Consider the following 26,405-nt stretch of genomic DNA (forward strand, 5'->3'; position numbering starts at 1 on the left):
TGTTCGTTAAGGCGCTCAGGCCACTTGCCACAGCTGCTCAGCCAGCTCAGTAAGCACGGTTTTTAGCTGGTTATCGAGCTGCTTGTCGAGCACCCTGGCGCCGCCGTCCCGGGCAAAGGCCTGATTGATAAACTGCTCGTCAATCACCACCTCGTGGGTCAGCTGCTTGGCCAGCCGGTCCAGCCACTTGCGCTGCCTGGGGGTCCAGTCGTGGCGGTTGTAAATATGCGCCATGGCCCGGCTGACCCGCTCGGCAAAGGGCACCAGCTCTTCGCGCATGGCCGCCCGGCGAATATGGCCGATAATGCTGGCGGCAATGTCCTGGTTGCTTTGGTTGCTCCAGGCGCTGTTGAGGCTGGCCTCGCTGTAGCCATGGGCATCCAGCAGCAGCCGCACTTCCTTGAGCTGCTCCCGGGTCAGATCCTTGGGCCGGTTCACCACCACGCCCAGGGCCACCGACTGGTTAAGCTGCTGGCGAATAAAGTCGTCAAAGCTGTCCAGGTAGTCGGCGGGTTTTTCGTGCACACCATAGCTCTGAGTGCGGGCCCGGAACTCGTCCGAGCCGGCGTAAATCACCGGGTTACGCTCGGAGCCCAACAGATCTTTTACCTCGGCCAGGGCGCTAAGCAGGTTACCGTGACGGCGCATAAAGCCGGCGGCACCGGCCGGGCCCAGCTCATGCAAATGCTGGTGGAGTTTATCAGCTTCGGTGCCCCATTGGTCGCCCAGCTCGGTGAGTTTTTGCTTGAGCTCGGGCCGGGTTTCGGCCTTGCTGGCGGCCTTGCGGGTAATGCGCATCACCTTCTGGCACAGGGCGTTGAGCAGGTCGTCGGCATGGGACTGGCCGGCCAAGGTGCCGGGGGCACTTTGGGCCTGCTCCATCAGGTGGTCGTCGGTCAGCTCACTCACCAACTGATCCAGGCTGATATTGGGATCCTTCACCAAGGGCTGCATGGAGTTCACCTCCTGCAGGGTGGCGTAGATGTCTACCGGATCGTAGATTTTGAACACCGTCTTGCCGATGTCGTCGCAGCGGCGGGTGGCCCGGCCCAGCATCTGCTCGAACAGAATGCGGCTTTTCACCCGGCGCAGAAACACCAGATGACAGATGGGCGGCACATCAATGCCGGTGGTGAGCAGGTCCACGGTAATGGCAATGTTGGGGTAACGCTCGTTCTTGTATTGGCGGATAAGGGTGCCAACCTTGTCGCTCTGGCCGGTGATCTTGCGTACCGCCGCCTCGTTGTAGGCCTCTTCATACTGCTCCTTGAAGGCCTCATCTAGCAGCCGCTTGACCATGTCGGCGTGCAGATCGGTGGCGCAGAAGATCATGGTTTTTTCATCGCCCAACGGGTCCAGCTCCTGGGCCAGCTGCTGGCAGATCACCCGGTTAAAGTCTTCTGCAATCACCCGGCGGTTAAAGGCTTCCACCTCAAAGTGCTGCTCGTCTTCCAGCTCGGCCAGCTCCACCTCGCCGGTATGGGTGTTGATCACCTCCACCTGCTCGCCCTTGGCAAGGTGAATGCCTTCCTGGCTGAGCAGGGTTTCATAGCGAATGGGCGGCTCGTGGTCGATCAGCCAGTCGTCGGCCACCGCTTCCCGGTAGGAATAGGTGTATACCGGGCGACCGAAAATTTCCGAGGTGTGCTTGGCCGGGGTGGCGGTGAGGCCAATGCGGACCGCATCAAAGTAGTCGAGCACCCGCCGGTAGCTGGACAGATACTGGCTGGCATCCCGGGTGGCCAGCTCGCCCTCGCTCATTTCCTGATCCAGGGTGTAGCCGCGGTGGGCTTCGTCGATGATGATGCAGTCATAGTCATCAATGGCCGGCGGATTGTCGGACTGAAACACCCGCTTCACCATGGCCTGCACGGTGGCGACCTGAATGCGGGTTTCGGTTTCGGCGGCCATGTCGCCCAGCTCGGCCACGTTATAGATTTTGCTTAAGGTAAAGTTCTGCTCCAGGGGCATGTCGTCAAAGGCGTTTTGCGCCTGCTCGCCCAGGGCGGTGCGATCCACCAGAAACAGAATGCGCTTGAAACGCTCGGCCTTCAAAAAGCGGTACATCAAACCAATGATGGTGCGGGTTTTGCCGGTGCCGGTGGCCATGGCCAGCAAGCAATGACGCTGCCCCCGGGCCAGGGCCTGCTCTACCGATTCAATGGCCTTTTGCTGGTAGTCCCGCAGCTTGAGGTAACCATAGGGCTCCTGCGCAAGCTGAGCCTCGGCCTCGCTCTGGCTGCGGGTAAGCAAGTCGAGCAGGCCTTGTGGGCTGTGAAACTGTTGCAGGGGCCGGGCCAGGTTGGCGGCGGCGCGCGCATCGCGAAACCAGGTGCCGGACTTCTCGGCCAGCTGCTTTACAAAGGGGCGGCCATTACAGGAATAGACAAAGGGCACCTGAAAGCTATGGCCATTGCCGTCCTGCCAGGGCTGAGGCAAGCCCGCCAGCGCCCAGGGGGCTTGCCAGCTCTGCTCCATTTGCAGGCCGCGGGAATAACGCTCGGCCTGATGGATTTTGCCGGCCACATCCAGGTTCTTGCGCTTGGCCTCCACCACCGCGATGGGAGTTAACCCTGCAAACAGCACATAGTCTGCCGGTGCCTTGCCCTGGGTGGGCCATTCGGCAATGGCAAGATTCTTGCCTTTTTCCGGGCGGGTGCCGTTGGCCCAGGTCAATTGCTCGGTGTCGGCTTCCCAGCCGGCCTCCAGCAATTGCATGTCGATAAGTACGCGGGTTTCCTCCTCGCTCAGGTTCAGCTGCTTGCTTGCCTGTTGGGTGCGGCGGGATACCTCCGCCACGGCCTTGCTTTGCTCGGCCTGCTGTTGCAGCTCGGCCTTGAGCCGGGCCTCAAAGGCGGCCTGCTGGCGCGCCAGCTCCTGCTCGTGTTGCCGGGCCAACTCGGCCATGGCTCTGGCCTCTTGGTCCATCAGGCTGGCCAGCTCGGCGTATTCGGAGCTTTCCCTGGCCATCAGCTCGGCCAGTTGTTGCTGCTTTTCCGCTTCCTGCTGCTGATTTTCCAGCTGCTCGCTGGCGCCTTCCAGCTGAGCATTCAGCTGGGCAATCTGGGCCTTGAGCTGGCGCAGCTCGGCACTGGGGTCGGCGGGTGGCATAAAGGCACCGGGCCTGAACCCATCGCCTTCGGCACCAAAGGCACGATGAAACCAAACCGCCAGCTCCCGGGCCAGCTTGAGGGCGTCCATCGCCTCTTTATGGCGGGTATGAAACTCATGAGTGGCGCGGTTGCCTTCAACGCGCAGCACATGAAACATCTGCCGCACGGACGGGTCCAGCCCCAGCTCCCGGCTGAGCCGGTACAGCAAGTCGGCCTGGGTGTTGCGCTCCTCCAGCTCCAGACCGATGCGGGCGGCCATGTGCTGAGCCAGCGCCTCGCCCAGCTGACGCAGCTTGATAAGCGTAGTGTTGGGATCACCGGCAAAAGCCTGCTCGGCGGCCCGGGCCAGCTGCAAAAACAGCGGATCGTGTTCGCTGAGAAAATCGAAGTTGGAGTTGTGTTCCATGTGCCTTCCGCCAAGCGTGCATTTTTTATGATTATTTATAGAATAATTCGATTGGCTCCATGCCTATGGGTAAGTTATCCGCTTCGTCGGTGAAGGTCAAAGCATGCTGAGCATTATCACGGGCCTGCCAGTTCAGACCCATGATGAGGGTTTAGCGCAATACTTCAGTGTTTACTTCATTACCTTCCAGGATCTCCAGAATACGGTCGAGGAAACGATGCGCTTCCCTGGGCTCAGTGGCGTCACGCAGATACTTGGGGATCATCTCCACAAACTCGGAACGCGAGTAGGGCTGATGCTCGGCCAGCGCTTCTATCATGGCTGGGCGCAGCAGCCGCCGCTCGGCTGGTGTATCGGGGAACGCCACTTCAATCACCTGCTCGGCAAAGCGTTTAAGGCGCACGGTTAGAGGCTCACCTCCTGAATCAAACCCTTGCGGACCTTCACTCTGAACAACTGGTTCGTGCTGCTCATCCACCTCATCTGCTATCGCTTCTTCGGCAAAAGGCTGCTGTGTGGTGGCTGTTTTCAGCTGATCCAGCTCTCGAATAATCGGGTCCAACTCCCCATCCGGATTACTGAACCAGTCGGTGGACCAGATGCGTCGAATGCGCCAGCCTAATCGCTCCAGAACCTCCTGGCGAAGGCGGTCTCTGTCTCTGGCCGATTTTGCCGAGTGATAGGTAGCGCCATCGCATTCAATGCCCATCAGGTAGCGCCCCGGATTACCCGGATCCCTGACCGCAATATCGACGAAGAAACCTGCCACGCCAACCTGAGGATCACAATGGAAGCCGGCAGCCTGCAGTGCCTCCATGACCGCAATTTCGAAATCACTGTCCGGTGCCTTGCCGGTAGCGTAACTGATGCCATCCATGTTGCCCCTTTCGGCAAAATGCAGGAAGCCACGCAAGGCTCGCACACCACTTTTGGTTGTTTCACTCACCAGAATGTCTTCGGACTTCATGGAGCTGAACACATGCATGCGCTTTTTAGAACGGGTGAACAATACGTTCAGGCGACGCCAGCCAACATCGGAGTTAATGGGCCCAAAGCGCTGATATACCCGGCCTCCAACTTCGGCAGGGCCATAGGTAAAGGAAATAAAAATAACATCCCGTTCATCCCCCTGAACGTTTTCCAAGTTCTTGATGAAGAGGCCATCCTCCTGATTGCGCAGGGCATCGATGGCGTTGCTGAGCTCCGGCCGTGTTTTGCAAAGCTCATCCACTGCTCTTTCTATCTGTTCGCGCTGCTTTGAGTTCATGGCAACAATGCCCAGTGATTCTTGAGCATTGCGAACGGCATGGCGGGCCACGGCTTCGGCCACAACTCTTGCTTCTTCTATGTTGTGCTGATTTACAAATCGCCCCTGTTTTACATGGGTAAACTTGATACCAAACTCGCCCGACTGGGCATGAGGCGACGGGAACACCACCAGATCACTGTCGTAAAAGTGTCGGTTGGAGTAAGCAATCAGGTGCTCATGTTGTGAGCGATAGTGCCAGCGTAACCGGCGCATGGGAAACAGCGGCAAGGCGGCATCCAGAATACTGTCGGTCTGCACCACGGCTGCCACATCCTCATCTTCACCCGACATGTCGGAACGGTCGAAAAAGCTGGTGGGCGGTAACTGTTTGGGATCCCCCACCACCACCAACTGACTACCTCGAGTAATAACACCCAGCGCGTCTTCAGGCTTGACCTGAGAGGCCTCATCCATTACCACCAGATCAAAATGGATTTCACCCGGCTGCAGGTAGTGAGCCGCAGACATGGGTCCCATCATAAAGCAAGGCTTGAGTTCCTGCAGGGCCCTGCCGGCACGGTTGATCAACTGGCGTATGGGGATATGCCGGGTTTTCTTGCCCAGCTCGTGCTTTATCAGTGCCAGCTCGGTGTATTCCGACTTGCGGCCACCAGACACGCCGTCCGATACCTTTCTCTGGGCGACAATACTGGCAATACGCTTGCGCTGCAGCGTTTGCAGCTCCTTGTCGTAATGGCGGAATGTTTTTTGATCCTGATTCTTGCTAAGGCCAGAGATACGCGCCAGGTGAGGCTTGGCTGCAATGACCTCTCTGGCCAGCTGGTCATAGATGGCCAGTGACAAGCCTTCATCAACCTGATCAACGGAGAGATTGCCCGCCATGACTTCCTTCCAGATTTTCTCCAGACCGTTAGCGGACATTTCTTGCTCTGAGCGTACAAAGTTAACCCAACCGTTCAGCCAGCGAGGGTTGGAGATGGCTCTGTCATTACGTTGAGTAATTCCGGAGATGGTACAGTCGGTGGACGCCAGCCAGAGATGTTTATCAAGCTGAGTGGCTTCTGCATAAGCGTTATAGCTGGCTTCCTGCTGCCGCCATTGCTGCTGATACTTGAGAGCCTCCCGCCGCAACTGCTGAAACTGTTCGGCTGATTGCATCTGGGTAATGGTATGTGCCAGCGACATCACCGAAAGCTGCTCCAGTTTTCTGGCAAAGGTCAGTGTACTTCGAATGGTGTTTAGGGCAGCCTGGTTATCTTTGTCCAGCCCCCAGTTCAATGGCGCAACATCACCAAACAGACTGGCGACGACCGGGTTATGGCTCAGTTGCTGCTGCAATCCGGCTAACTGCTCAAGGTGTGACACTCTTTGCCCCAGCTCCAGCAAAGAAATATCCTGCTTCACAAACCAGGCCTGGATCGTCTCGAGCACGGAGGAAAGAGACATAATGATCTGTTCAACCTGACCCGCTGCACCTGTCAACGGCTCCTGTTCACTAAATGACTGCTGCAGCTTGGGATAGAACCTTAAAATCTGTTCGAATCCCGTCATGGTGTCACGAACAGAAGTAACCATATTTTGTTTATGGAGTTGCTGGATGCCCTTGATTAATTGAGCGTCAAGGTCGAGCAACGCACTGCCGGCTGTCACTCTTGCACCAAAGCCAACGCCATAAGTCTCCCGAACCCGGCGATACCAGGCTCTAAGTGCCAGTAATGACTCAATATCTGTGTCCAGACTGGCGTAGTGCTCCCCAAGGAACTTGCTGAAATGACATTCTTCCAAGCGCCCTACCCGCTCGGAATAGTCGATCAGCGTGTCCAGTTGCCCGGCCAGTTCCGTTACCTTAATGTCAGGGCTCTTTGCCATGTTTTTAAGAGATTTACGGGCAGCACGCCAATCACTACTGAACCATTTGAACATGCCTGCATTAGCAAACTGCTGTTGCATGTGGAGCAAGTCTTCATGAGACAGCAGTGCATCCAGGCGATAGGTGTTTTGCAGTGTGTTTCGCAGTGGCAAAAGCTCCTGCAACTGTTGCTTCAAATCAGCAAGAGCCGCATCCAGTTCATCATCATCAAAACAACTTGTCCGTAACCTCACCAACTCAACCGGGAGCTCGGCCACCAGCTCAATCAGTTCGACAAAGGCTGACAGCCCCTGCTTGCTGTTGGTCATCAGGGCTGCAAGCGGCTCCGGTAGTGCCACTTTTAACTCTTGTTGATTAACGACAAGCGCAGACAGTTTTTCTGAGACTTTGCTCAGGTTGAGCACGGACCTGACAACATCCGACAGCAATAACTGATCTGATGATCCAAAGCAGACGACAGGATTTGAAAATTCCGGTGGCACCTCGCCGCTCTCAAGCAGGGGGAGTTTTTCCCGGACCAGCTCCGTTCCCAGCACCTCATACAACTGCTGAAGGGCGATAAAGTCGTTCACATAGCGGTCAATTTCATCGATAGTTTCTTGACTCAACTGACTCAAGACAGGGAAGTGCTCCTGACCATTCAACTCCGGCAACTGAGCAGAGTCCTGGCTCAGGCTGGCAAGCTGTGACAACGTCTTGAGCTCTTCCGGATCAAGCCGCCAGTTCGAGAGCATTTCTTCCGTGGCATTAAGCAACTGATCAAGTGACTGCTGCCAGCCGCTTAACAACAGGACTATTCGTTCACTGTCAAAGATCTGAATATCGGTATTGGTTACACCGCTCCAAGGGTGATCGTATATGGCCGCATCATCGCCAATCTGCTGACGAACTTCAGCATAAATGCCTTTGAATGCCTTGATCTGATCACGCAGCCTGAGCAGTTTAACCTCATCAAGGTCTGCCCCGGACAGGCCGGTTACATGTAAGCGAGTAGGGTCGATAGTCAACTTACGACGATAGCGTGAAGCACCACTGAAAATGTCATGTATGCTTTTACCTGTTGCTCCCCAGACCCCGTTTATCTCTTTGGCATAGTCATTCAGCTGCTCTTTCAGCTCTTCATAACGGGCCACTTCGGCATCGATTTTCTGGATACTTTGCAGCTTTGACTGACCAACGATTCGGGAGTTTATCTCATCCAGTACTTTTCGCTTCTGCGACTTGTGACTGTGCAGCTCAAGGCAAAAATCGCCTAATCCGGCCTTGTCGAGCCGCCGCTTGACCACTTCTAGAGCCGCCAGCTTTTCGGCAACAAAGAGCACTCTTTTACCGCTCAGCATGGCGGCAGCAATCAGGTTGGTAATGGTCTGTGATTTTCCGGTGCCCGGCGGGCCTTCAATGACCAGGTTATGGCCATCTACCGCATCAATAAGGGCACTGTGCTGGGAGCTATCCGCATCATCAATGAGCGGAAAACGCTGATGGATATCATCAAGCTCATCTATCTTATGCTCAAGACCCGTTCCGTCACCGCCGTTTTCGTCCGACTCCTTACTGGTAAAGAAGCGAGTCACTACCGGGTGCTTAGTGATATTGCAGTTATCCAGTGGCCAACGCGCCGGATCAAGGTCCAGATACATCAGCATCTTGCCAAAGTTGAGCAGGGCCAAGGATGCATAGCGCTTGAGTGACCACCGGGGCTGGGATTGAGCGATGATGGCTTCAACCTTGGAAAAATACTGCTCGGGCAGCATATCCTCTTCCAGCTCCGGCAGTTCGATACCAAAATCGTTGAGCAGTTTAACCCTGAGCGACAGGTTAGGGATGATATCCTCACCCGTGTATTTTATCTGGTACCGGTACACCCCCGCGGCGGCATCCAGTTTGCCTCGCTCTAACATGACCGGAACGGTAAATAACGGTGCTAGTCTGCTTTTGTCTGAGATGGGAGACTCAAACCACTCGAGAAATCCCAGCGCCAAATAGAGGATCCCAGCCCCGGTTTCTTCAATCGCAGTCTGTGCCTTGTTACGGATACCCCGCAACCGGGCTTCCATCTCATTGGGAAACAACAGCACCTGAATGTCATTGTCACAATGCTCAGGCTTGGTATGCTCCGGGTCAGCCTTGGGCAGTTCATAACTGTTATCGATCCCCAGGACTCTGGCCCACTCTCGCGCACTGGGATCGGGCTTCAGTCGTTTCTCGCTGCCGTCTTCTTCAATCCCCAGATAGCCCTGAGCGATAAGCTGCTTGCGCTTCGGGTCAGGCACAGCAACAAACTGCATTTCCTGCTCACTGAGCAAGGTTTGGTAGAGTTGGTCCGGAAGCTCGTTGACAATACGCAACGAACTACTTTTTAGATTTTTCTGATCAATCGGAAAGTTGAGCAGCCGGTTCCTGCTAGTCAGATCAAGCAACTTCCTACGCATATTCTCGAGAGATTCGAGGATGAAGGGATCAACTTGTTGTGCAAATTTTTCGAATTGAGTCGTTGTCATCTGCTCTACCATAAGTAGTTCACCGGGCCCGCTTGCCACGGCAGGCAACCATCTCCTCGATGGCTGGGTATACGCCTTGCTGACTGTTGGTTACTGCAAGCTAAATAACTGATCCTAATAGTGCTACATCGACCGGTCCCCGCACGCAGACACGCCATGACCCCATCCCTGGGGGCTCCGCCGCGGAGGGTTTGCTTAGCGGAACCCAGTCGCTGCCGGTAGTGATCTACCATTCGGAACAGTTATTTACATGGCCATGTACAAGAACTAAAGACTATACCAGCATATATCGCAAAATGGTGATGCTGGGCTGCGATTTAGTAATTCAGTCAACCACCTACAGAGCTGCAGAGCTGGGCACCAAAAAGAAAGGTGACTCCACTGAAGATCCATTTTGACATCGGGTCTAAACAGGGGCTGGGTCACGAGGAATGGTTTGACAGGTTGATGAAGTGTAATTTCACTGAGGACATAAAAGCAAAAAGCCACCCTGAGGTGGCTTTTTGCTTTAATCTGGCGGAGCGGACGGGGCTCGAACCCGCGACCCCCGGCGTGACAGGCCGGTATTCTAACCAACTGAACTACCGCTCCGAGGCCTGATACTGCTTGCTTCAGGCGGGAGGCATCATAGTTTCGGCGAGTGCCGGGGTCAAGCGCAAAGTGCTGCATTGCGACCGTTCGAACACTTTTTAAACCGAACCGGGAGCGGAACGGTTTTTTCCCTCCGCGCCGGTCGCCAGGCTCAGCCCCCGGCGGCCTTCTTCCCCGACACTTTCCTGCCGCGGGCTTTGCGACGCCAGCGCCAGATGGCCACCAGCAGCAGCGCGGACACGGCCGCCGAGATCCCGCCCAGCACCGGCCAGGAAAGCCAGAACGAGGGGGGAGCCGCCGGAGTGGTCGCGGCGAGCGGGGGGCTGACCCGTATCACCTGCTCCGGCAGCTGGAACTGGACCTCCCGCCCTTCCCGGGTGGTGGCGAAGGCTCGCCCCTGCCAGCGGTAGTTGCCGGGCTGCACGGCCGGCGGCAGTTCGATCACCCGTCCGCTACCAGACACGGCGATGCTTTGCTCCAGCGGGTTGGTCAGTGTTCCCGTTACCACCAGGCTGTCGGGTTGCAGTTCGCTGTCCACCTCCAGCAGCATCTGCCAGCTCCCGTCCTCGTTCGGCGTGGTCATCCGCAGGCTCAGGGGCGTGGGGTACACCAGCAGCTCCTGCTCGTGGGTACGCGCCAGTACCTGGTTGGTGGTCTGCGCCTGAAACAGGTACGGCCCCGGCAGCGCATCGACCAGGACTTCGGCCGTCAGCCGGCCATCGCCGGGATAGGCATCCAGGCCGGTGCCATCGTCGGCAAAAACGCCGATCACCCGGGGAGCCAGGGCAAAGGGATCCGTATCGGCATCGCGCCGGCCGACCAGTTGCGCGGTCAGGGACAGTCCCTCGAGGTAGTAGGCCGCGTCCAGCCGGGTCCCCTCGTGGCTGAGTTCGGCGTCGAGCTTGATGATTTCCTGCCGGTAGAGGCGCGCGGGCAAGGGGGCCAGTTGCAGGCGGAACGGGCTCACCAGGGAAAGCCCCCGTTCCGCGCTGATCCTGCCGGTGGCCTGCCAGGGTCCGGGTTCGGGTTGCCACAGGGTGATGATGTCGCGGCTGGCGGTGGACGCCCAACTGATGGTGTCCGGATGACGCTGGTAGTAATACTTGCTGCCGTCGGGACGGATCAGCACCACGGGGGTGCTGTCATCTTCCCGCTCGATAAACAAGGTCACGGCGGAAATGGAGGGGTCGATGCGAAAGGTATTGCTCAGCCAGCGGCTCTCCTGTTCCGCGGCCTTGGCCAGGACGGGCGCCAGCAGCGCCACTAGCCACAGCCGGCTCATTCTCCCCGCCATAGGCAACTGCCCCCCTTCTTCATCACCAGATCCAGCCTGGCCTCGTGGGCCTGCAATTCCTGTTCGCCGGCCCGGATCACCCTGAGCGCCGGACGTTCGGCACTCAGGCGCCGTATTCCCTGACGGCCGCTGTCCTCCTGCGAGCCGGTGTCGCTCTGCAGGTTCAGCTTGGTCTGGCCGCCGGTCATCAGCAGGTAGACATCGGCCAGGATCTCGGCATCGAGCAAGGCCCCGTGCAGGGTGCGGTGGCTGTTGTCTATGCCGTAGCGGTCGCAGAGCACATCCAGGTTGTTGCGCTTGCCGGGAAACAGTTGCCGCGCCAGGGCCAGGGTATCGGTGACCTTGCACAACTGGGCCATCCGCTCCGGCCGCCCCATCAGCTCCATTTCGTAGTCGAGAAAGCCGACGTCGAAGGGCGCGTTGTGGGCCACCAGCTCGGCCCCGGCGATAAAGGCGAGGAATTCGCCCACCTTGGCGGTAAAGAGCGGTTTGTCCGCCAGAAACTCGTCGGTGATGCCATGCACCTGGATGGCTTCCTCGTCCACCTTGCGATCCGGCTTGAGATAGACATGGAAATGCCGGCCGGTCAGGCGCCGGTTGACCACCTCCACCGCGCCGATTTCGATCACCCTGTGCCCGAGATAGTGGGGCCCGGCGCCCATGTTCATACCGGTGGTTTCCGTATCCAGGACAATTTGCCGCTGGTGGCCTTGCTGGCTCATCGCTGTTTCCTCCGCACAATACGGCCGCCAGTATAAATAACCGGGCCCGCTCGCGCTACCGGGGCGGTGGCACTGGCCCGGACCCCGCCCCTGTGGCAGACTTCGCCTTCAATTTTCCAGACATGAACACCCATGAAACAGATCCAGCTTTATACCGATGGCTCCTGCCTCGGCAATCCGGGCCCGGGCGGTTATGGCGCCGTGCTGCTCTACAAGCAGCACCGCAAGGAGCTGAGCCGGGGCTTCCGTCTGACCACCAACAACCGCATGGAGCTGATGGCGGCCATCGCCGGCCTGGCCGCCCTCAGCCACGACTGCGAGGTCGAACTGACCACCGACAGCCAGTACGTGCGCCAGGGCATCACCCAGTGGATCAAGGGCTGGAAGCGCAACAACTGGAAGACCGCCGCCAGGACGCCGGTGAAAAACGCGGATCTGTGGCAGCAGCTCGACGAGCTGTGCCAGCGGCACCGGGTAAGCTGGCACTGGGTCAAGGGACATTCCGGCCACCCGGAAAACGAACGTTGCGACGAGCTGGCCAGGGAAGCCGCCCTGCACCAGGCCGTCAATGAAGACACCGGCTACTCGCGCTGACGGGCCATGCCCGGCTGGGTCAGGGCACTGCGCACCGGCTTGAGCTCCCGCACCGGGGTCAGCGGAAAACGCCGCTTGCGGGCCAGCAGGACATAGACCGCCGCCAGCGACGGACAGAACCGCGGACAGAGCCGGCCGCGCCACTGGCCGGGTAACGCAAACTGCATGACGCGGGTGAACCCCAGGTAATCCCGCGCCACCACCTCGAATCCCAGCAACTTGAGCCAGTCCTCCAGCCGTCCCGGTGCCAGCATCCGGTGCCAGGACGGCAGGCGGCGGCGCAGGGCCGGCAGGGCACAGGCCAGGCCGGCGCTGCTGTAGGGGTTGAAGCCGGTCAGGATCAGCCAGCCATCATCGCGCAGGGCGATTTCCGTTTCACGCAGGATGGCATGGGGATGGTCGCTGTAATCGAGCACGTGGGCCAGCAGGCAGGCGTCCAGGCTGCCGGGAGCAAAAGGCATGGCGGTGGCGTCCGCCAGCAGATCCATGCCCTCGAAGGGACGCTGCCCCATGACCACCGACTGGCGGATCCGGCTCTTGTCCAACGACAGGGCGGCCCCCAGGGCGTCGATCTTGAGCAGGTTGAAACCGAACAGGCCCGGCGCCCACTCGTCCAGGCGCTGCTGCAACTGCTCGGCAAGCTGGCCGCCGCGCGGCAATCGCCGCCAACTGTCAGGAACCTGCGGTGTACTGGCTGATTTCATGGCGCCTCTGATAAGCTAATGCACAACACGACCTCGAGGACACATCATGCTCAACATTAGTCCCATCCCCGCCTTTAACGATAACTACATCTGGCTGATAAGCAATGGCGATCACGCGGCCGTGGTGGATCCGGGCGACGCCACCCCGGTCGAGCGGACCCTGGCGGAGCGCGGCCTGACCCTGGACGCCATCCTCATCACCCACCATCACCGGGATCACACCGGTGGCGTAAAGGCCCTGCTCGCCCGGTGGCCCGAGGCCCGCCTCTACGCCCCCGCCGCCGAGCCGATGCCGGCCCCCGGGGGCTCGGCCCTGCAGGAAGGCGACAGGGTCCAACTGGCCGAGCTGGGGCTCGAACTTGCGGTGATGGCCGTGCCCGGCCATACCCTGGGCCATATCGCCTATCATGGCCAGGGGCTGCTGTTCTGCGGCGACACCCTGTTCTCGGGGGGCTGCGGCCGGCTGTTCGAAGGCAGCCCGCAGCAGATGCACCAGTCCCTTTCCCGCCTGGCCGCCCTGCCCGACGAAACCCGGGTCTACTGCACCCACGAGTACACCCAGGCCAACCTGGCTTTTTGCCACGCTGTGGAGCCAAACAACCCCGAATTAAAAAAATATCTGCAAAAAGTGGCCAAATTGCGCCAGCAGGGGATCCCTACCCTGCCCAGCTCCATCGGCCTGGAAAAGGCCGTCAACGTCTTCCTCCGCCCCCATCTGGCGGGGGTTCGCGCCGCGGCCCGGCACCATGCCATGGCGGAGTTAAATGAAGACGCCGAGGTGTTCGCCGCACTTCGCCGCTGGAAGGACGATTTTTAACGAACTTGATTAAACTGCTCACAAAGCATACACTGGCCGCCGTTTTTGTGAGACGCAGACACCATGAGAAGACTCTGTATTATATCCAGTGCCTTGCTCCTGGCGGGCTGCCAGGCGATGCCGGCCGATTCGGCGCGGCATCCCTATGGCCATCAGGAAACAGCTGGAGGGCAGGCAACACACAGCCAGCTCTACCCGAAATCGGCGGCGTACTCGTCGCTCAGGGTGCAAAGCAAAGCATCCGCCGACGGCGGCACTTACCGCACCGTCGCCCACTCGTCGAGCAATCGGCAGTTCCGCCAGCAGACGGCTGCCCAGCAGCAAAATCTGTGGCTCGAACTGGCCGAACAGATGCAGCTCGAAATGCCGCTGGATCACCCCAGGGTGGTCGCCCAGCGCAACTGGTACCTGAAACACCCGGCATACATGCGTTCCGTATCCGAACGCGCCAGACCTTTTCTCTATCTCATCAAGGAAGAGATAGAGAAGCGGAACATGCCGATGGAACTGGTACTGCTGCCGGTGGTGGAAAGCACCTTCGATCCCAAGGCCTATTCCCGCGGACACGCGGCCGGCCTGTGGCAGATGCTGCAGGGCACCGGCAAGAACTTCGGCCTGCATTACGACAGCTGGTATGACGGCCGTTACGATGTCATGGCCTCGACCCGGGCGGCGCTCGACTATCTGGAATACCTGCACGGTTTCTTCGATGGTGACTGGCTGCACGCGCTGGCCGCCTACAACTCGGGCGAAGGACGGGTGCAGCAGGCGATCAAGGCCAACCGCCGGCAGGGCAAGCCGACCGACTACTGGTCCCTGTCCCTGCCCAAGGAAACCCAGAACTACGTGCCCAAGCTGCTGGCCCTGGCCGATATCCTGAAGCACCAGAGCCACTACGGCATGGACGTGCCGGCAGTCCCCAACCGTCCCCAGCTGGCGGTGGTAGAAGTGGAAGGTCAGGTGGATCTGAACATGGCCGCCGACCTGGCCGGGATGAACCGCAACCAGCTCAAGGCCCTGAACCCCGGCTTCAAGAAGGCCGCCACCTCGCCCGCCCGCAATGCGGAGATCCTGGTGCCGGTCAACCATGCCCAGGGCTTCGAGCTGGCCATGGCCGATCTGCCCCAGCAGGAGCGCCGGGAGTTCCAGCGCTACCAGGTCAGGGGCGGCGACAGCTTGGGCGCCATCGCCCGCCGCCACGGCACCAGCATAGAGGCCATCCGGCAGGCGAACAACCTGAGCGGCAATACCATCCGGGTGGGACAGACCCTGATGCTGCCCTCCGCCGCCCGGGCCGCCCAGCCGGCGCCTTCCGATGGCGTCTACCTGGTCAAGGCGGGTGATTCGCTGTCGGCCATCGCCAGCCGTTTCAGCGTGAGCATCAACGATCTGCTGCGCTGGAACCGCCTGAACGACAAGCACAGCCTGCGCGCCGGCCAGACCCTGATCGTTTCGGTCAACTCGGGCTGAGATTCAGGCGTCAGTATGACCATAAGGGAGCCTTGAGGCTCCCTTTTTAATGTTCTTCTCCCAGCCGGAGCACCGCCGCCAGGGGGCCTGGCCGGAGGCCGCCGCGGTCATGCTCCCCCGGCAGCCGTTCCCGTTCCGCCCAGTGCCGGTTGCGACACCGCACGGGGGCGCCCGTCCCCGTCGATGGCCACGTAGACGAACTGGGCCCCGGCCACCCGGTAGCGGGGGCCGCTTTCCGGCACCAGCACCGGCTTGACCCAGACTTCCACCCTGATGGTCATGGAGCTGCGGCCCTGCTTCAGCAGCTCGCCATAGCAGCACACCACATCGCCCACCTGCACCGGACGGGTGAAGGTCATCTCGTTCACCGCCACCGTGCACACCCGCCCCAGGGCGATCTCGTTGGCCAGCAGGCTGCCGCCCAAATCCATCTGGGACATGATCCAGCCACCGAAGATGTCGCCGTTGGCATTGGTGTCCGCCGGCATGGCCATGGTGCGCAGCAACAGCTCGCCCCTCGGGCTCAGCTCTTCACTCATTTCCGTCAATTGCTCCAATCTGGCAAGTAAACTGGCATAATAATCAGCCTGACCTGTACCCGCAATTGTCCACACCAAAGGTTGCCCATGAACGTCATCGTCGCTTCCCTCAACCCGGCCAAGATAGCGGCCGCCCGCCAGGCGCTCGAGCTGCTGTTTCCCGAGCGGGCCATCAGCCTGCATGGCCTGGCCGTGCCCTCGGGCGTGGCCAGTCAGCCCATGAGCGACGAGGAAACCCTGACCGGCGCCCGCAACCGGGCGCTGGCGGCACGGGCATGCCGCCCCGACGCGGAGCTGTGGATAGGAATGGAAGGGGGCGTCGAACGGCGGGGAGAACGCTTGCTCACCTTCGCCTGGCTGCAGGTGCTGGGCCCCGGGCTGGACAACGCCGCCCGCAGCGCCAGCCTGACCCTGCCGCCATTCGTGGCCAGCGCCCTGTCTCAGGGGGAGGAACTGGGCCAGGCCATGGATCGCCTGTTCAATTTAACCAACTGCAAGCAGCAGGGCGGCGCCATCGGCGTGCTGACCGGCAACCTGCTGGACAGGCGCAGCGTCTACCGGGACGCCCTGATCCTGGCCCTGGCGCCGTTGATCAGCCCCGCGCCTTACGCTCAGCCAGCCAGCTGAACCAGTCCGTCACCTCGTAGTCGAGGCCCAGCCAGCGGCAGAGGGCGCCGCCGTCGATGCTCTTGCCTTCGCCGCCGCCGTCGAAGTCCGGCGGCGGCAGGCCCCGCAGCTCGGCCGCCTGGCGGTAGAAATCCTGCCGGCGGGGATGATGGGGGGCGCTGACGTTCAGGGTTTCCGGCCAGTCTTCCCGCGCCAGTATGGCGGGAATAAAGCGCAGCAGATCCTCCAGCGCCACCAGGTTGACCGGCTCCTCGCCGCCCTCGAAGCGGCGGCCAGCGAGAAAACGCCCCGGCTCGCGGCTGCCGCCCACCAGGCCCGACAGCCGCAGGCAGAGCACCCGGGGGATGCCGCTCGCGCGCACCCTTAGTTCCGCCGCCAGCATGCGCTCGCCGCGCTCGGAATCCGGCCCGGTATCGGCCTCGGTCTTGACGCCGGTGCCGCCATAGACAGAGGTGGCGCTGGTAAAGAGCAGGCGGCGCACCCCTGCCCTGGCCGCCAACGCCGTCACCCGCCCCAGGGTGGCGGCATAGTCGGACACCTTGCCCGGCGGCACGCACAACACCAGGGTATCGGCGGCAAGCGCCGTCGGCCAGGCCGGCGGCAGGGGATCATTGATGTTCCAAAGCGCGGCCTCGATGCCGGCTTGCCGCAGCCGCTCGGCCTTGGCTGCATCGGTGGTGGTGCCGGCCACCCGGTAGCCCAGGCCGGCCAGGGTGACGGCCAAGGGCTCGCCCAGCCAGCCCAGGCCGAGGATGGCGACGCTCGGCTCAGTAGACATAGGCGAGTTCCGCCGGTTTGAGGAAGGTCTTGGGCTGGCCGAGCATATCCTGGTAAATCACCGAAAAGGCCAGCACGTTCTGCACATAGCCCCGGGTTTCCCGGTAGGGAATGTTCTCCACCCACACATCCAGCGGCCGGCTGCCGCTCTCGCTCAGCCAGCGGCTGATCCGGCCGGGGCCGGCATTGTAGGCGGCGATGGCCGGGATCCGGTTATGGTTGTAACGCTCCAGCAACTCCTTGAAATAGCTGGAGCCGAGCTGCACGTTCACCTCGGGCCGATAGACGTCCGCGGGGTGGCGGAACTGGGTGATGCCGTGCTTGCGGGCGGTCTCCCTGGCGGTGGCCGGCATCAGCTGCATCAGGCCGCCGGCCCCCACCGGGGAGCGGGCCAGCTCATAGAAGGCGCTTTCCTGGCGGGCGATGGCGAACAGGGTCGCCTCGTCCACCCCCAGGCGCCGGGCCTGGCGCTGGAAGATGTCCCGGTATACCACCGGGAAGCGCAGATCCAGGTGATCCCAGGCCTGCACCCGGATGCTGGCCGTGATCGACTTGTCGTACCAGCCCCGGCTCAGGGCCAGGCTGCCCAGGGCGACCCCGGCCGCTTCGTCGACCTTGCCCAGCAGATGATGCCACTCGCCGCGAGCGGCGGTTCTGTCGCCCAGGGCCAGCCATTCCTCGACCCGCAGCAGGGCCGGCCATTGCCGGCTGGCCTGGCTCCAGGACGGCGCCGGCGCCAGCGGCTTCTTCTGCAGGGCGTAGTCGCGCCGGCTCTGCTGGGCCGCCAGAAAACCGTAATAATCCCGGGACTGGGCCGCCTTCTGCCAGGCCGCGTCCGCTTCCGCCGCCTTGTTCTGGGCCGCCAGGGCACGGCCACGCCAATACAGCCAGCGGCTGTCCTGCCGGGCTTCGGCCGGCAGCCGGTCGATCCAGCCGACCAGGTGAGGCCAGTCCTGCTCCCAGATCGCCAGGCGGGCCCGCAGCTCGAACAGCTCGGCGTCCCCCACCTCCGGCAGCCGGCTGTCGAGCCAGCTGCGATAGTCCCGGGTACGGTTGAACATCAGCCGGCGGGCCAGGGCCCGTTCCACCACCGCCATCTGGGCTTTGTCGATATGGTGGCTGCGCTGATACTTGGGATAGAGGCTCATCACCAGTTCGGGCTCCGAGTCCGCCAGCCGGGCCAGGGCCATGGCCACCGCGGCCTTGTGCCGCGCCGAGGGGGCCTGGATACGTTCGGGCCGGTCCAGCTGTCGCGGGTTCTGGTGAAGAGATTGCAGCAGTTCCCCCGCGGGGCGGACCGAAGGGCTCAGCAGACGGCTCAGGAAGGCGATCAGCCCCTCCTGGCCGCTTTCGTAGGCCAGCAGCATGCGCTGCCAGATGTGCTCGTCGTTGCGCCCGCCAACACTGCGCCAGGTTTCGAACAGGGGATCGCAGATACCGGGCCGGGACTGGCCATGCAGCCACAGCCGCTCCGCCCCGGCGATGGCGGTGGCCCGATCGCCGGTCGCCCACTTGGCCTGGTAGTGGGCGCACTGCAGCTCGACGCTGTTGGGCAACTGGGGATAGAAGGCCAGAAACTCCTGCCAGCGCTGTTCCCGGGCCAGGCGGAACAGGTACTGCCGTTCGAGCCGATCCGCCTGTTGGGAGTCGGGGTAACGGGCCATAAAGTCGCGGATCTGGGCCGTGCTCAGCTGGGTGATGCGATCGGCCAGGTACTGGTAATCGAGGTTGATGGTGAGAGGGTAGGCATCCAGCCCCTGGCGCAATTGCTGGTAGCGGGAGACCTCGTTCTTTTTCAACGCCTGCTCGGCCTGCTGATAGCGCTCGCGCAACGGTGAGGCCTCGGCCAGGCTCCCCAGGCTCAATAGCAGCAATCCAACTCCAACCCAGCTTTTCACGGCTCCACCCCTCTTCTAATAAGATAGCGCTATCCTAAGGAATACGGGGAGGGCTGCCAATGGGGCACGGCAAATTCTCCCCGATCCTGAGACAGCGGCGGCGGTGACTCGTCAGCGGACGACCGGCAGGAGTGGACGGAGAGTTTATCCGTTCGAGTCTGTCCTGTTTCGCACCCAGCTGACAAGGGCTTTTTGGCCGGAGCCGCGGCTGGCTCACAAATATTGCCGCAGCCCGGTATCGGCCGACAAAAACTTGATTTCAATCACAAAATTAATTCCCCGCCCGGGTAACCTGAAGTCGAACACAAACGAAGAAACAGCAAGGGGGTCCCTATGTCTATTGCGATTACCAGCCATGTCGTCGACATTTCTCCCGCCATTCGTGAACGGATCGAAAGTCGTTTCGACAAACTCAACCGGCGCCAAATCGTGCTTATCAACCCCCATGTGGTGATTCAGAAAGAAGGCCTGAATTACCTGGTGGAAGCCAAGGCGGGAGTGCCTAACGACACCCTCTTTGCCCAGGCGGAACATGAAGATCTCTACGCCGCCATCAACGAACTGGGGCAGAAGCTGGAACGCCAGCTCGGCCGCTACGCGGAAAAACCCCTGGCCCAGCGGGCCAACGTGACCCAACCGATAATCGAAGAAGACGAATAATCCCCTCATCCGCACAAAAACGGCCGCAAGGCCGTTTTTGTGCTTTTACCGGATCGAAGGCCAAAAAATCCGGCAAAGGGCTTGCCAGCGCCGGCGCTTTTCAGTATTCCTATGGGGGTTACCCATGGCCGTTGCGACCCTAAGATGCCCGTATCCCTGTTTTTCTTTCACTTCTTTTTTGCATCCTGACACGGGAGGCATTGGCGCAAGCAAGAAACAAGCGAAAGACGAACCGCCAAGCCTCCCACCGGGAGGCTTTTTTATTCAGCCGGACTGGCGACGAAGGAAGCCCTACTCATGAATCTGGACGAGATCAGAACCCACATCACCCGCCTGGACAGCGAGCTGCTGACCCTGCTGGCCAGGCGCAAGGCCCTGAGCCTGGAGGTGGCCCGCGCCAAGCTGGAAAACCCCAGGCCGATACGGGACCAGGAGCGGGAGCAGGCGCTGCTGGTGGAGCTTGTCAACCAGGGCCGGCAGCTCGGCCTGGACGCCCACTATGTTACCCGCCTCTACCACACCATCATCGAAGACTCGGTGCTGTCCCAGCAGGCGCTGCTGCAGGATCTGCTCAACCCCCAGGACCAGGTGCCGTCCATCAGCGTCGCCTTCCTCGGCCTGCGCGGCTCCTACTCCAACCTGGCGGCCCGCAAGTACCTGTCCCGCTTCCAGGCCGGCATCATCGAGCACAGCTGCGAGACCTTCCAGCAGATCCTCGACACCGTGGAATCGGGCCAGGCCCAGTACGGCATACTGCCCATCGAGAACACCAGCTCCGGCTCCATCAACGACGTCTTCGATCTGATGCAGCACACCAGCCTGTCCATCGTCGGCGAGCTGACCCAGCCCATAGAGCACTGCCTGCTGGTGGCGGTGGACACCGACGTCAGCCAGTTGAAGACCCTCTACACCCACCCCCAGGTGTACCAGCAGTGCTCCCAGTACCTGAAGACGCTGCCCGGGGTCAAGGTGGAGTTCTGCGCCGCCTCCTCCAACGCCATGGAGCTGGTGGCCGGCCTCAAGCGCCCGGACGTGGGCGCCATGGGCAGCGCCGACGGCGGCGAGCTGCACGGTCTCAAGCCGCTGGTGCGCGGCCTGGCCAACCAGAAGCAGAACATGACCCGCTTTATCGTGGTGGCGCGCAAGCCCATCGACGTGGCCGAGCAAATCCCGGCCAAGACCAGCTTCATCATGTCCACCGGCCAGCAGAGCGGCGCCCTGGTGGAGGCCCTGCTGGTGCTGCGCAGCCACGACATCACCATGACCAAGCTGGAATCCCGCCCCATCATCGGCAATCCCTGGGAAGAGATGTTCTACGTGGACGTCGCCGCCAACGTCAACAGTCCCGAGATGCAGTCGGCGCTGAAGGAGCTGGGCCGCATCACCCGCTTTATCAAGGTGCTGGGCTGCTATCCCAGCGCCGAAGTGGCGCCGACCCGGATCCCCTCCGGCGCCCTCAGCCAGGGCCAGGCCGCGGCGCCGGCCGAGGACAAGCAGCCCCGCCACAGCCGAGCCTACAAGCACGACGACACCCGCCTGCAGGTGGGCCGCTTCTACCTGGGCACCGATGAGCCCCTGCTGATCGCCATGCTGCCCGCCTGGCCCGGGGATCAGCAGTTGCAGGAAGCCGCCCGCAAGCTGAAGGAAAGCGGCGGCCAGGTGCTGGCCGTGCCCTGCTTCGACAACGGCGATATCCAGCAGGGGCTGCAGCACCTGCAGCGGTTGCGCGAGGTGGCGGCCCGCTTCGATCTGGCGGCCATGACCAGGGTGAGCAAGGCGGAAGAACTCAACCGGGCGGCGGAATACCTCGACCTGCTGCTGCTGCAGCCGGAGCAGGCCCTGCGGAGCGAACTGCTGATCGCCGCCGGCCGCTGTACCCGCCCCCTGCTGCTGCCCCTGCAGCAGGACGCCGCCGCCTCGCTGGCGGACGCCGAGCTCATCCTGAGCGAAGGCAACCAGCAACTGGCCCTGCTCGACGAGCGGGGGCTGCCCCTGGCCGGACTGCTGGCCCTGCAGCAGCAGACCCACCTGCCCCTGCTCGGCCGGCTCGACGGCAACGATGCGCTGGCGCCCGGGCTCGCCCACGCCCTGAAGGAAGCGGGCCTGCAGGGCTTCTGCGTCGAACTGGCCGACGGCCAGCAGGCAGATGCCCTCGCCCCCCTCGCCCACCGGCTGTACCGGGGATAACGCGGACAGTAAAAAGGCCCGGGAAACCGGGCCTTTTCAGTTTGATGACAAAGGCGTTGTAATGACCGAATAAGTCGGCCAAAGGCCCGGGAGACCCAGGCCTTTTTGGGTCGCGTCAGTCCTGGTGGTGGCGGCTGTCGTTGGCCTGGGCCAGCAGCAGTCGGCTTTCCTTGAGGAAGATGTCGGCATAGTCGCCGAAGAAGGCGCTAACGGTGGCGAACTGCTCGATAAAAGCCTCACGTCCGCCATTTTCCAGCTGATCCAGCAACTCACCGAAGCGGCGGTGGTAGCGTCTTATCATCTCCAGGTTGCGGGGCGAGGACAAAATGATGTCCGCGTACAGCGCCGGATCCTGGGCGAACAACCGGCCCACCATGGCCAGCTCCAGCCGGTATATGGGCGAGCTCAGGCGCAGCAGCTGGGCCAGATCCGCCTGCTCGGCGCACAGGTGGGCACCGTAGGCGAAGCTGGTGAAGTGGCGCAGGGCCTGCACCAGGCTCATGGCCTGGTCGTGTTCTTGCGCCGACACCGCCTGCAGCCGGGCGCCCCAGATCCGCATCTGGGCCAGCAGCCATTCGTACTGACCGGCGCCGCGGCCGTCGCTGTAGATGATCACCTGCTTGGCCAGGCTGGACACGTCGGGGCCGAACATGGGGTGCAGCCCCAGCACCGGGCCGGTGTGGGCCTTGAGCATGGCCGCCAGCGGCTCGCTCTTGACGCTGGTCAGGTCCACCAGCAGGCAGTCGGCGGGCAGCACCGGCAGCCGCTCGATCACCGCCACCGTCTGGTCGATGGGCACGGCAATCACCACCAGGCCCGCGTCGCCCAACAGGGCGTCGGCCCCGTCCCAGTCATCCTTTTCCAGGATCTCGACCGGGTAGCCGGACAAGCGCAGCAGGTGGGCGAACAGACCGCCGAGCTGGCCGGCGCCGCCGATCACCACCGCCTTGGACAGCTCCGGCTTGATGCATTTGAAGCCGGTATCCTTCTCGCTGGCGTAGGACTCGCGCATGGCGCGGCGCAGCACATCTTCAATCAGGTCTGGCGGTACGCCTTTCGCCTCGGCCTCGGCACGGCGCCGGGCCAGCATGGCGGCTTCCCGGTCGGGCGCATAGATGGGCACGCCCTGGCGGCTTTTTACTTCACCCACGCCCGCCACCAGTTTCAACCGGCGGGCAAACAGTTCGACCAACTGCTGGTCGACCTCGTCAATCTGATCCCGCAGGACCTGCAATTCATCTACCATTGGCTTCATCCCAATTACAAAAGCACCGGCCCTTCCCGGACACGGTGCTCTATTATGCCCGCTATTGGCCGCCGGCGACAGTCATCCGCCGGCACGGGCTCAGGTTCAAGGAGGCGAGCCGGCGGCTCAGCCGAGGCGGGCCTTGAGCGGCGCGGCCAGTTGCTCGCGGCACTTGGCCAGCAGCTCGGCGGTGGTGTCCCAGCCAATGCAGGCGTCGGTGATCGACACCCCGTAGCGCATGTCGCCCTTGGGCTGCTCGCTGGACTGGTTACCCTCGGCAAGGTGCGACTCCAGCATGATGCCGATGATGGACTGGTTGCCTTCCTGGATCTGGTGCACCACGTTCTCCGCCACCAGCGGCTGCAGGCTGTAGTCCTTGTTGGAGTTGCCGTGGCTGCAGTCCACCACCAGCTTGGGCGCCAGGCCCGCCGCCGTCATCGCCTTTTCCGCCAGGGCGATATTGACCGAGTCGTAGTTGGGCTGCTTGCCGCCGCGCAGTATCACGTGGCCGTCCGGGTTGCCCTGGGTCACCAGCAGGGCCACCTGCCCTTCCTGGTTGATGCCCATGAAGGCATGGGGCTCGGCCGCCGCCTTCATGGCGTTGATGGCGGTGCCCAGGTTGCCGTCGGTGCCGTTCTTGAAGCCGACCGGCATGGACAGCCCCGAAGCCATCTCCCTGTGGGTCTGGGACTCGGTGGTGCGGGCGCCGATGGCGGACCAGGAAAACAGCTCCGCCAGGTACTGGGGACTGATGGGATCCAGTGCTTCGGTGGCCAAGGGCAGCTCCAGCTCGGCCAGCCAGCACAGCAGCTCACGCGCCTTGTGCAGGCCCAGTTCGATGTCGAAGCTGCCGTCCAGGTGAGGATCGTTGATAAAGCCTTTCCAACCGACGGTGGTGCGCGGCTTCTCGAAATAGACGCGCATCACGATATAGAGGCTATCACGGTAGTCATCATGCAGTTTTTTGAGGCGGGTTGCGTACTCTTTGGCTGCGTCGATATCGTGGATGGAGCAGGGACCGCAGATCACCAGCAGACGGTGATCCTTGCGATGAATAATATCGGAGATGGTCTGCCGGGCCTGGCCGATGAAGGCCAGCGCCTGCTCGGAGATGGGCAGCTTGGCCTTGAGCTCCGCCGGGGTGATCATCACCTGTTCGGATTGGATATGGATATTATTCAGTGTGTCTTTCTGCATGATGACATCCTCACATGTAAACAAATCTTTACAACCAAACTTAAAGAAAAATCACTCGTTATTTGACATACAGTGATTTCTCTTTTACGCAACCGCCCCCACCATACCAAGGCCGGGCGGCCTTGCAAAGCCTGATGTCGGTGAAAAACCGGTTATTTTACCCTGATGGCGGCGAATGGGCAGAAAAGAGCCAGAATGGCACGGCTGGCGGCGTATACTTGAAGCAACAGAGGAGCGCGCATGAACCAACACGAATACCGGCAACTGGTGGCCAGCTTTCGCCGCATCCTGGATCACTACGGGGTGGATTATCGCCGGAGCCCGCCTTCCTACAACAACGATACCCTCTACGATCACCAGTGCCGGCTGATCCTGGATGAAGTGGCTCGCAGCTGGCACGCCCACTACGGTCACAGGCCCAGCTCCCTGCTGCTGCAGAAGGCGCTGTTCGCCGCCGAGCAGAGCCGGCGGTTCAGCCCGCCCTGGTACGCCCGCTGGCTGAACGTCCTGCGCGGCCTGGCAGGCCGGCACTAGCCCCACGACCCGTCCTGACTCTGCCAGGCCCGGCCGGGCTGGCATTCGGCCAAAGTTCTGCCATCATGCTCCTTCCCCTTTCAAGGAACCCGGACATGCAACGACTCATCCGCTTTTTCTTCCAGGGCCTGCTGATCCTGCTGCCCTTCGTGCTGACCGTCTACCTGGTGTACCTGATCTTCACCATGCTCAACGAAACCCTGTTTTCGGCCCTGGGTTCGCTGCTGCAACTGGTGTTCCCGGCGCTGGAGGCGGGCTGGGTGTCGGATCTGGCCGGCGGCCTGGTGACCCTGGCGCTGATCATCCTCACCGGCATGTTCGCCTCCTTCTACCTCGGTCGCTTCTTCCTCAACCTGTTCGACGCCGTCCTCACCCGCATTCCCCTGGTGAAGATGCTCTACAATTCCCTGCGGGATCTGTTCAATGCCCTGCTCGGCGACAACAAACGCTTCGACAAGCCGGTGGCGGTCAGCCTGATGAGTGGAGAAGTGATGGTGCTGGGCTTTATCACCCGGGAGGAAATGGAGGAATTCGGACTCAAGGACAAGGTCGCCGTCTACCTGCCCCAGTCCTACAACTTCGCCGGCAATGTGCTGATCGTCGACAAGGACAAGGTACGGCCGCTGGACATCCCCGCCGGCACCGTCACCACCTTTATCGTCAGCGGCGGCGTGACCGGAAAGCCATAGGCTGGAGGCCGGAAACGCCCTGCTTTTGCTTCCGGCCCCCAGCTTCTGGCTTCCGGCATCAGGCTTCAGGCTTTAGACCTTTCCTTCAGCAGCTCGGCGCACAGTCGCACAAAGTCGGAGGAGGTGACCATGCCCTCCAGCCGGCCGTCCTGGTCCACCACCGTCAGGCAACCGTGCTTGTTGCTAAGGAAAAAGGGCACCACCTCGGTCAGCGGAGCCTTGGCGTCAACGCTCTCGAAGTCCGAGTCGATGATGTCCATCACCCGGACCTGGCGCTCGCGCCGCTCCAGGGCGCTGACGCCGTAATCCGCCAGCAGGCTCATGACGGTGGCGATCATCCGCTTCTGGGTCAACACCCCGAGCAGCTTGCCGCTGTCCTTGTCCACCACCGGAATATGGCGGATGCTTTTCTCCCGCATCAGATCGTGGGCGTCCTTCAGGGTGGCATCCTGGCTCAGGGTCAACAACTGGCGGGCCATGATATCGCCGACATGTTCTACAGCCATGAGGGTCTTCCTTTTCGTTTGTTCGCGTTGGGGCTCATCATAGTATGCACCATGTTGTGACACAGCGGCCCCGCTCTTGCAAACAAAAAAACAAAAAAGCCCGGGAAATTCAGTCACTTCCCTGGCTTGTGGTCAGGCCTGTTGCGCAGCGGGACAAGTGCCGCCAAAACAAATGAAAGTGGTTATCATTAGC

At 61.4% G+C, this 26,405-nt stretch carries 18 protein-coding genes, 1 tRNA gene, 1 pseudogene and 1 other annotated feature; of the genes and pseudogenes, 8 read left to right on the top strand and 12 right to left on the bottom strand.

Features of this window, described 5'->3' with window-relative positions:
- Positions 1-15 precede the first annotated feature (15 nt).
- The 5 genes from hsdR to dnaQ all read right to left on the bottom strand — a co-directional run bounded on the left by hsdR (position 16) and on the right by dnaQ (position 11,767).
- Positions 16-3,519, bottom strand: a complete 3,504-nt coding sequence (gene hsdR / locus AN401_RS14435) for a type I restriction-modification system endonuclease (protein ID WP_096779740.1) — start codon at positions 3,517-3,519, stop codon at positions 16-18.
- Between the two features lie 151 nt (positions 3,520-3,670).
- On the bottom strand, positions 3,671-9,172 hold the full coding sequence (gene hhe / locus AN401_RS14440) for a DUF4011 domain-containing anti-phage protein Hhe (RefSeq protein ID WP_232513324.1): 5,502 nt from the start codon (positions 9,170-9,172) through the stop codon (positions 3,671-3,673).
- Between the two features lie 502 nt (positions 9,173-9,674).
- Positions 9,675-9,751 (bottom strand) — tRNA-Asp (locus tag AN401_RS14445).
- Between the two features lie 151 nt (positions 9,752-9,902).
- Positions 9,903-11,033, bottom strand: coding sequence for a hypothetical protein (locus AN401_RS14450; protein ID WP_094039322.1), 1,131 nt, complete (start codon positions 11,031-11,033; stop codon positions 9,903-9,905).
- Positions 11,030-11,767 carry a DNA polymerase III subunit epsilon gene (dnaQ, locus tag AN401_RS14455; protein ID WP_094039321.1) on the bottom strand — a complete coding sequence of 246 codons (738 nt, stop codon included), beginning with the start codon at positions 11,765-11,767 and terminating at the stop codon, positions 11,030-11,032. The genes AN401_RS14450 and dnaQ overlap by 4 nt, the downstream gene beginning before the upstream one ends.
- A gap of 132 nt (positions 11,768-11,899) precedes the next feature.
- Here dnaQ and rnhA point away from each other — a divergent pair, with 132 nt between their 5' ends.
- Positions 11,900-12,361 carry a ribonuclease HI gene (gene rnhA / locus AN401_RS14460; RefSeq protein WP_094039320.1) on the top strand — a complete coding sequence of 154 codons (462 nt, stop codon included), beginning with the start codon at positions 11,900-11,902 and terminating at the stop codon, positions 12,359-12,361.
- Here rnhA and AN401_RS14465 read toward each other — a convergent pair.
- The gene (locus AN401_RS14465) at positions 12,349-13,065 is read right to left on the bottom strand and encodes a class I SAM-dependent methyltransferase (RefSeq protein ID WP_094039319.1); all 717 of its coding nucleotides are present in this window, start codon (positions 13,063-13,065) and stop codon (positions 12,349-12,351) included. The two genes, rnhA and AN401_RS14465, sit on opposite strands and share 13 nt — an antisense overlap.
- Positions 13,066-13,111: 46 nt before the next feature.
- Here AN401_RS14465 and gloB point away from each other — a divergent pair, with 46 nt between their 5' ends.
- Entirely contained in the window at positions 13,112-13,882 is a 771-nt protein-coding gene (gene gloB, locus AN401_RS14470) for a hydroxyacylglutathione hydrolase (RefSeq protein ID WP_094039318.1), read from the top strand.
- 225 nt (positions 13,883-14,107) lie between these two features.
- On the top strand, positions 14,108-15,352 hold the full coding sequence (locus tag AN401_RS14475; protein WP_232513325.1) for a LysM peptidoglycan-binding domain-containing protein: 1,245 nt from the start codon (positions 14,108-14,110) through the stop codon (positions 15,350-15,352).
- Between the two features lie 107 nt (positions 15,353-15,459).
- Here AN401_RS14475 and yciA read toward each other — a convergent pair whose 3' ends face one another.
- Positions 15,460-15,891 carry an acyl-CoA thioester hydrolase YciA gene (gene yciA / locus AN401_RS14480; protein ID WP_094039316.1) on the bottom strand — a complete coding sequence of 144 codons (432 nt, stop codon included), beginning with the start codon at positions 15,889-15,891 and terminating at the stop codon, positions 15,460-15,462.
- An 87-nt stretch (positions 15,892-15,978) separates the two neighbouring features.
- On the opposite strand from yciA, the gene yjjX reads away from it, so the two are divergent.
- Positions 15,979-16,518, top strand: coding sequence for an inosine/xanthosine triphosphatase (yjjX, locus tag AN401_RS14485; protein ID WP_094039315.1), 540 nt, complete (start codon positions 15,979-15,981; stop codon positions 16,516-16,518).
- Here yjjX and AN401_RS14490 read toward each other — a convergent pair.
- Entirely contained in the window at positions 16,484-17,296 is an 813-nt protein-coding gene (locus AN401_RS14490; protein ID WP_094039314.1) for an NAD(P)-binding domain-containing protein, read from the bottom strand. The two genes, yjjX and AN401_RS14490, sit on opposite strands and share 35 nt — an antisense overlap.
- On the bottom strand, positions 17,286-19,169 hold the full coding sequence (locus tag AN401_RS14495; RefSeq protein WP_232513326.1) for a transglycosylase SLT domain-containing protein: 1,884 nt from the start codon (positions 19,167-19,169) through the stop codon (positions 17,286-17,288). The genes AN401_RS14490 and AN401_RS14495 overlap by 11 nt, the downstream gene beginning before the upstream one ends.
- A 357-nt stretch (positions 19,170-19,526) precedes the next feature.
- On the opposite strand from AN401_RS14495, the gene hpf reads away from it, so the two are divergent.
- Positions 19,527-19,853 carry a ribosome hibernation-promoting factor, HPF/YfiA family gene (gene hpf / locus AN401_RS14500; protein ID WP_096779741.1) on the top strand — a complete coding sequence of 109 codons (327 nt, stop codon included), beginning with the start codon at positions 19,527-19,529 and terminating at the stop codon, positions 19,851-19,853.
- A gap of 143 nt (positions 19,854-19,996) precedes the next feature.
- Positions 19,997-20,118, top strand: a sequence feature (Phe leader region).
- 32 nt (positions 20,119-20,150) lie between these two features.
- Positions 20,151-21,299: pseudogene (locus AN401_RS20175) on the top strand (chorismate mutase); the annotation flags it as partial.
- A gap of 856 nt (positions 21,300-22,155) precedes the next feature.
- Here AN401_RS20175 and tyrA read toward each other — a convergent pair.
- A complete protein-coding gene (tyrA, locus tag AN401_RS14510; RefSeq protein WP_094039311.1) occupies positions 22,156-23,286 on the bottom strand; it encodes a bifunctional chorismate mutase/prephenate dehydrogenase in 1,131 nt (376 codons plus the stop codon).
- A 126-nt stretch (positions 23,287-23,412) separates the two neighbouring features.
- Positions 23,413-24,483: a 3-deoxy-7-phosphoheptulonate synthase gene (locus AN401_RS14515; protein WP_094039310.1), complete on the bottom strand. Its 1,071-nt coding sequence runs from the start codon at positions 24,481-24,483 to the stop codon at positions 23,413-23,415.
- 240 nt (positions 24,484-24,723) lie between these two features.
- Between AN401_RS14515 and AN401_RS14520 the strand changes: the two genes are divergently transcribed.
- A complete protein-coding gene (locus tag AN401_RS14520; protein ID WP_094039309.1) occupies positions 24,724-25,017 on the top strand; it encodes a hypothetical protein in 294 nt (97 codons plus the stop codon).
- Between the two features lie 95 nt (positions 25,018-25,112).
- Positions 25,113-25,706, top strand: coding sequence for a DUF502 domain-containing protein (locus tag AN401_RS14525; protein ID WP_096779742.1), 594 nt, complete (start codon positions 25,113-25,115; stop codon positions 25,704-25,706).
- A gap of 65 nt (positions 25,707-25,771) precedes the next feature.
- Here the strand turns inward: AN401_RS14525 and AN401_RS14530 are convergent, their stop codons facing one another.
- Positions 25,772-26,212 carry a CBS domain-containing protein gene (locus tag AN401_RS14530; protein WP_094039307.1) on the bottom strand — a complete coding sequence of 147 codons (441 nt, stop codon included), beginning with the start codon at positions 26,210-26,212 and terminating at the stop codon, positions 25,772-25,774.
- Between the last annotated feature and the right edge of the window lie 193 nt (positions 26,213-26,405).

The sequence above is a fragment of the Zobellella denitrificans genome, from assembly GCF_002407485.1.
GTDB lineage: Bacteria > Pseudomonadota > Gammaproteobacteria > Enterobacterales > Aeromonadaceae > Oceanimonas > Oceanimonas denitrificans.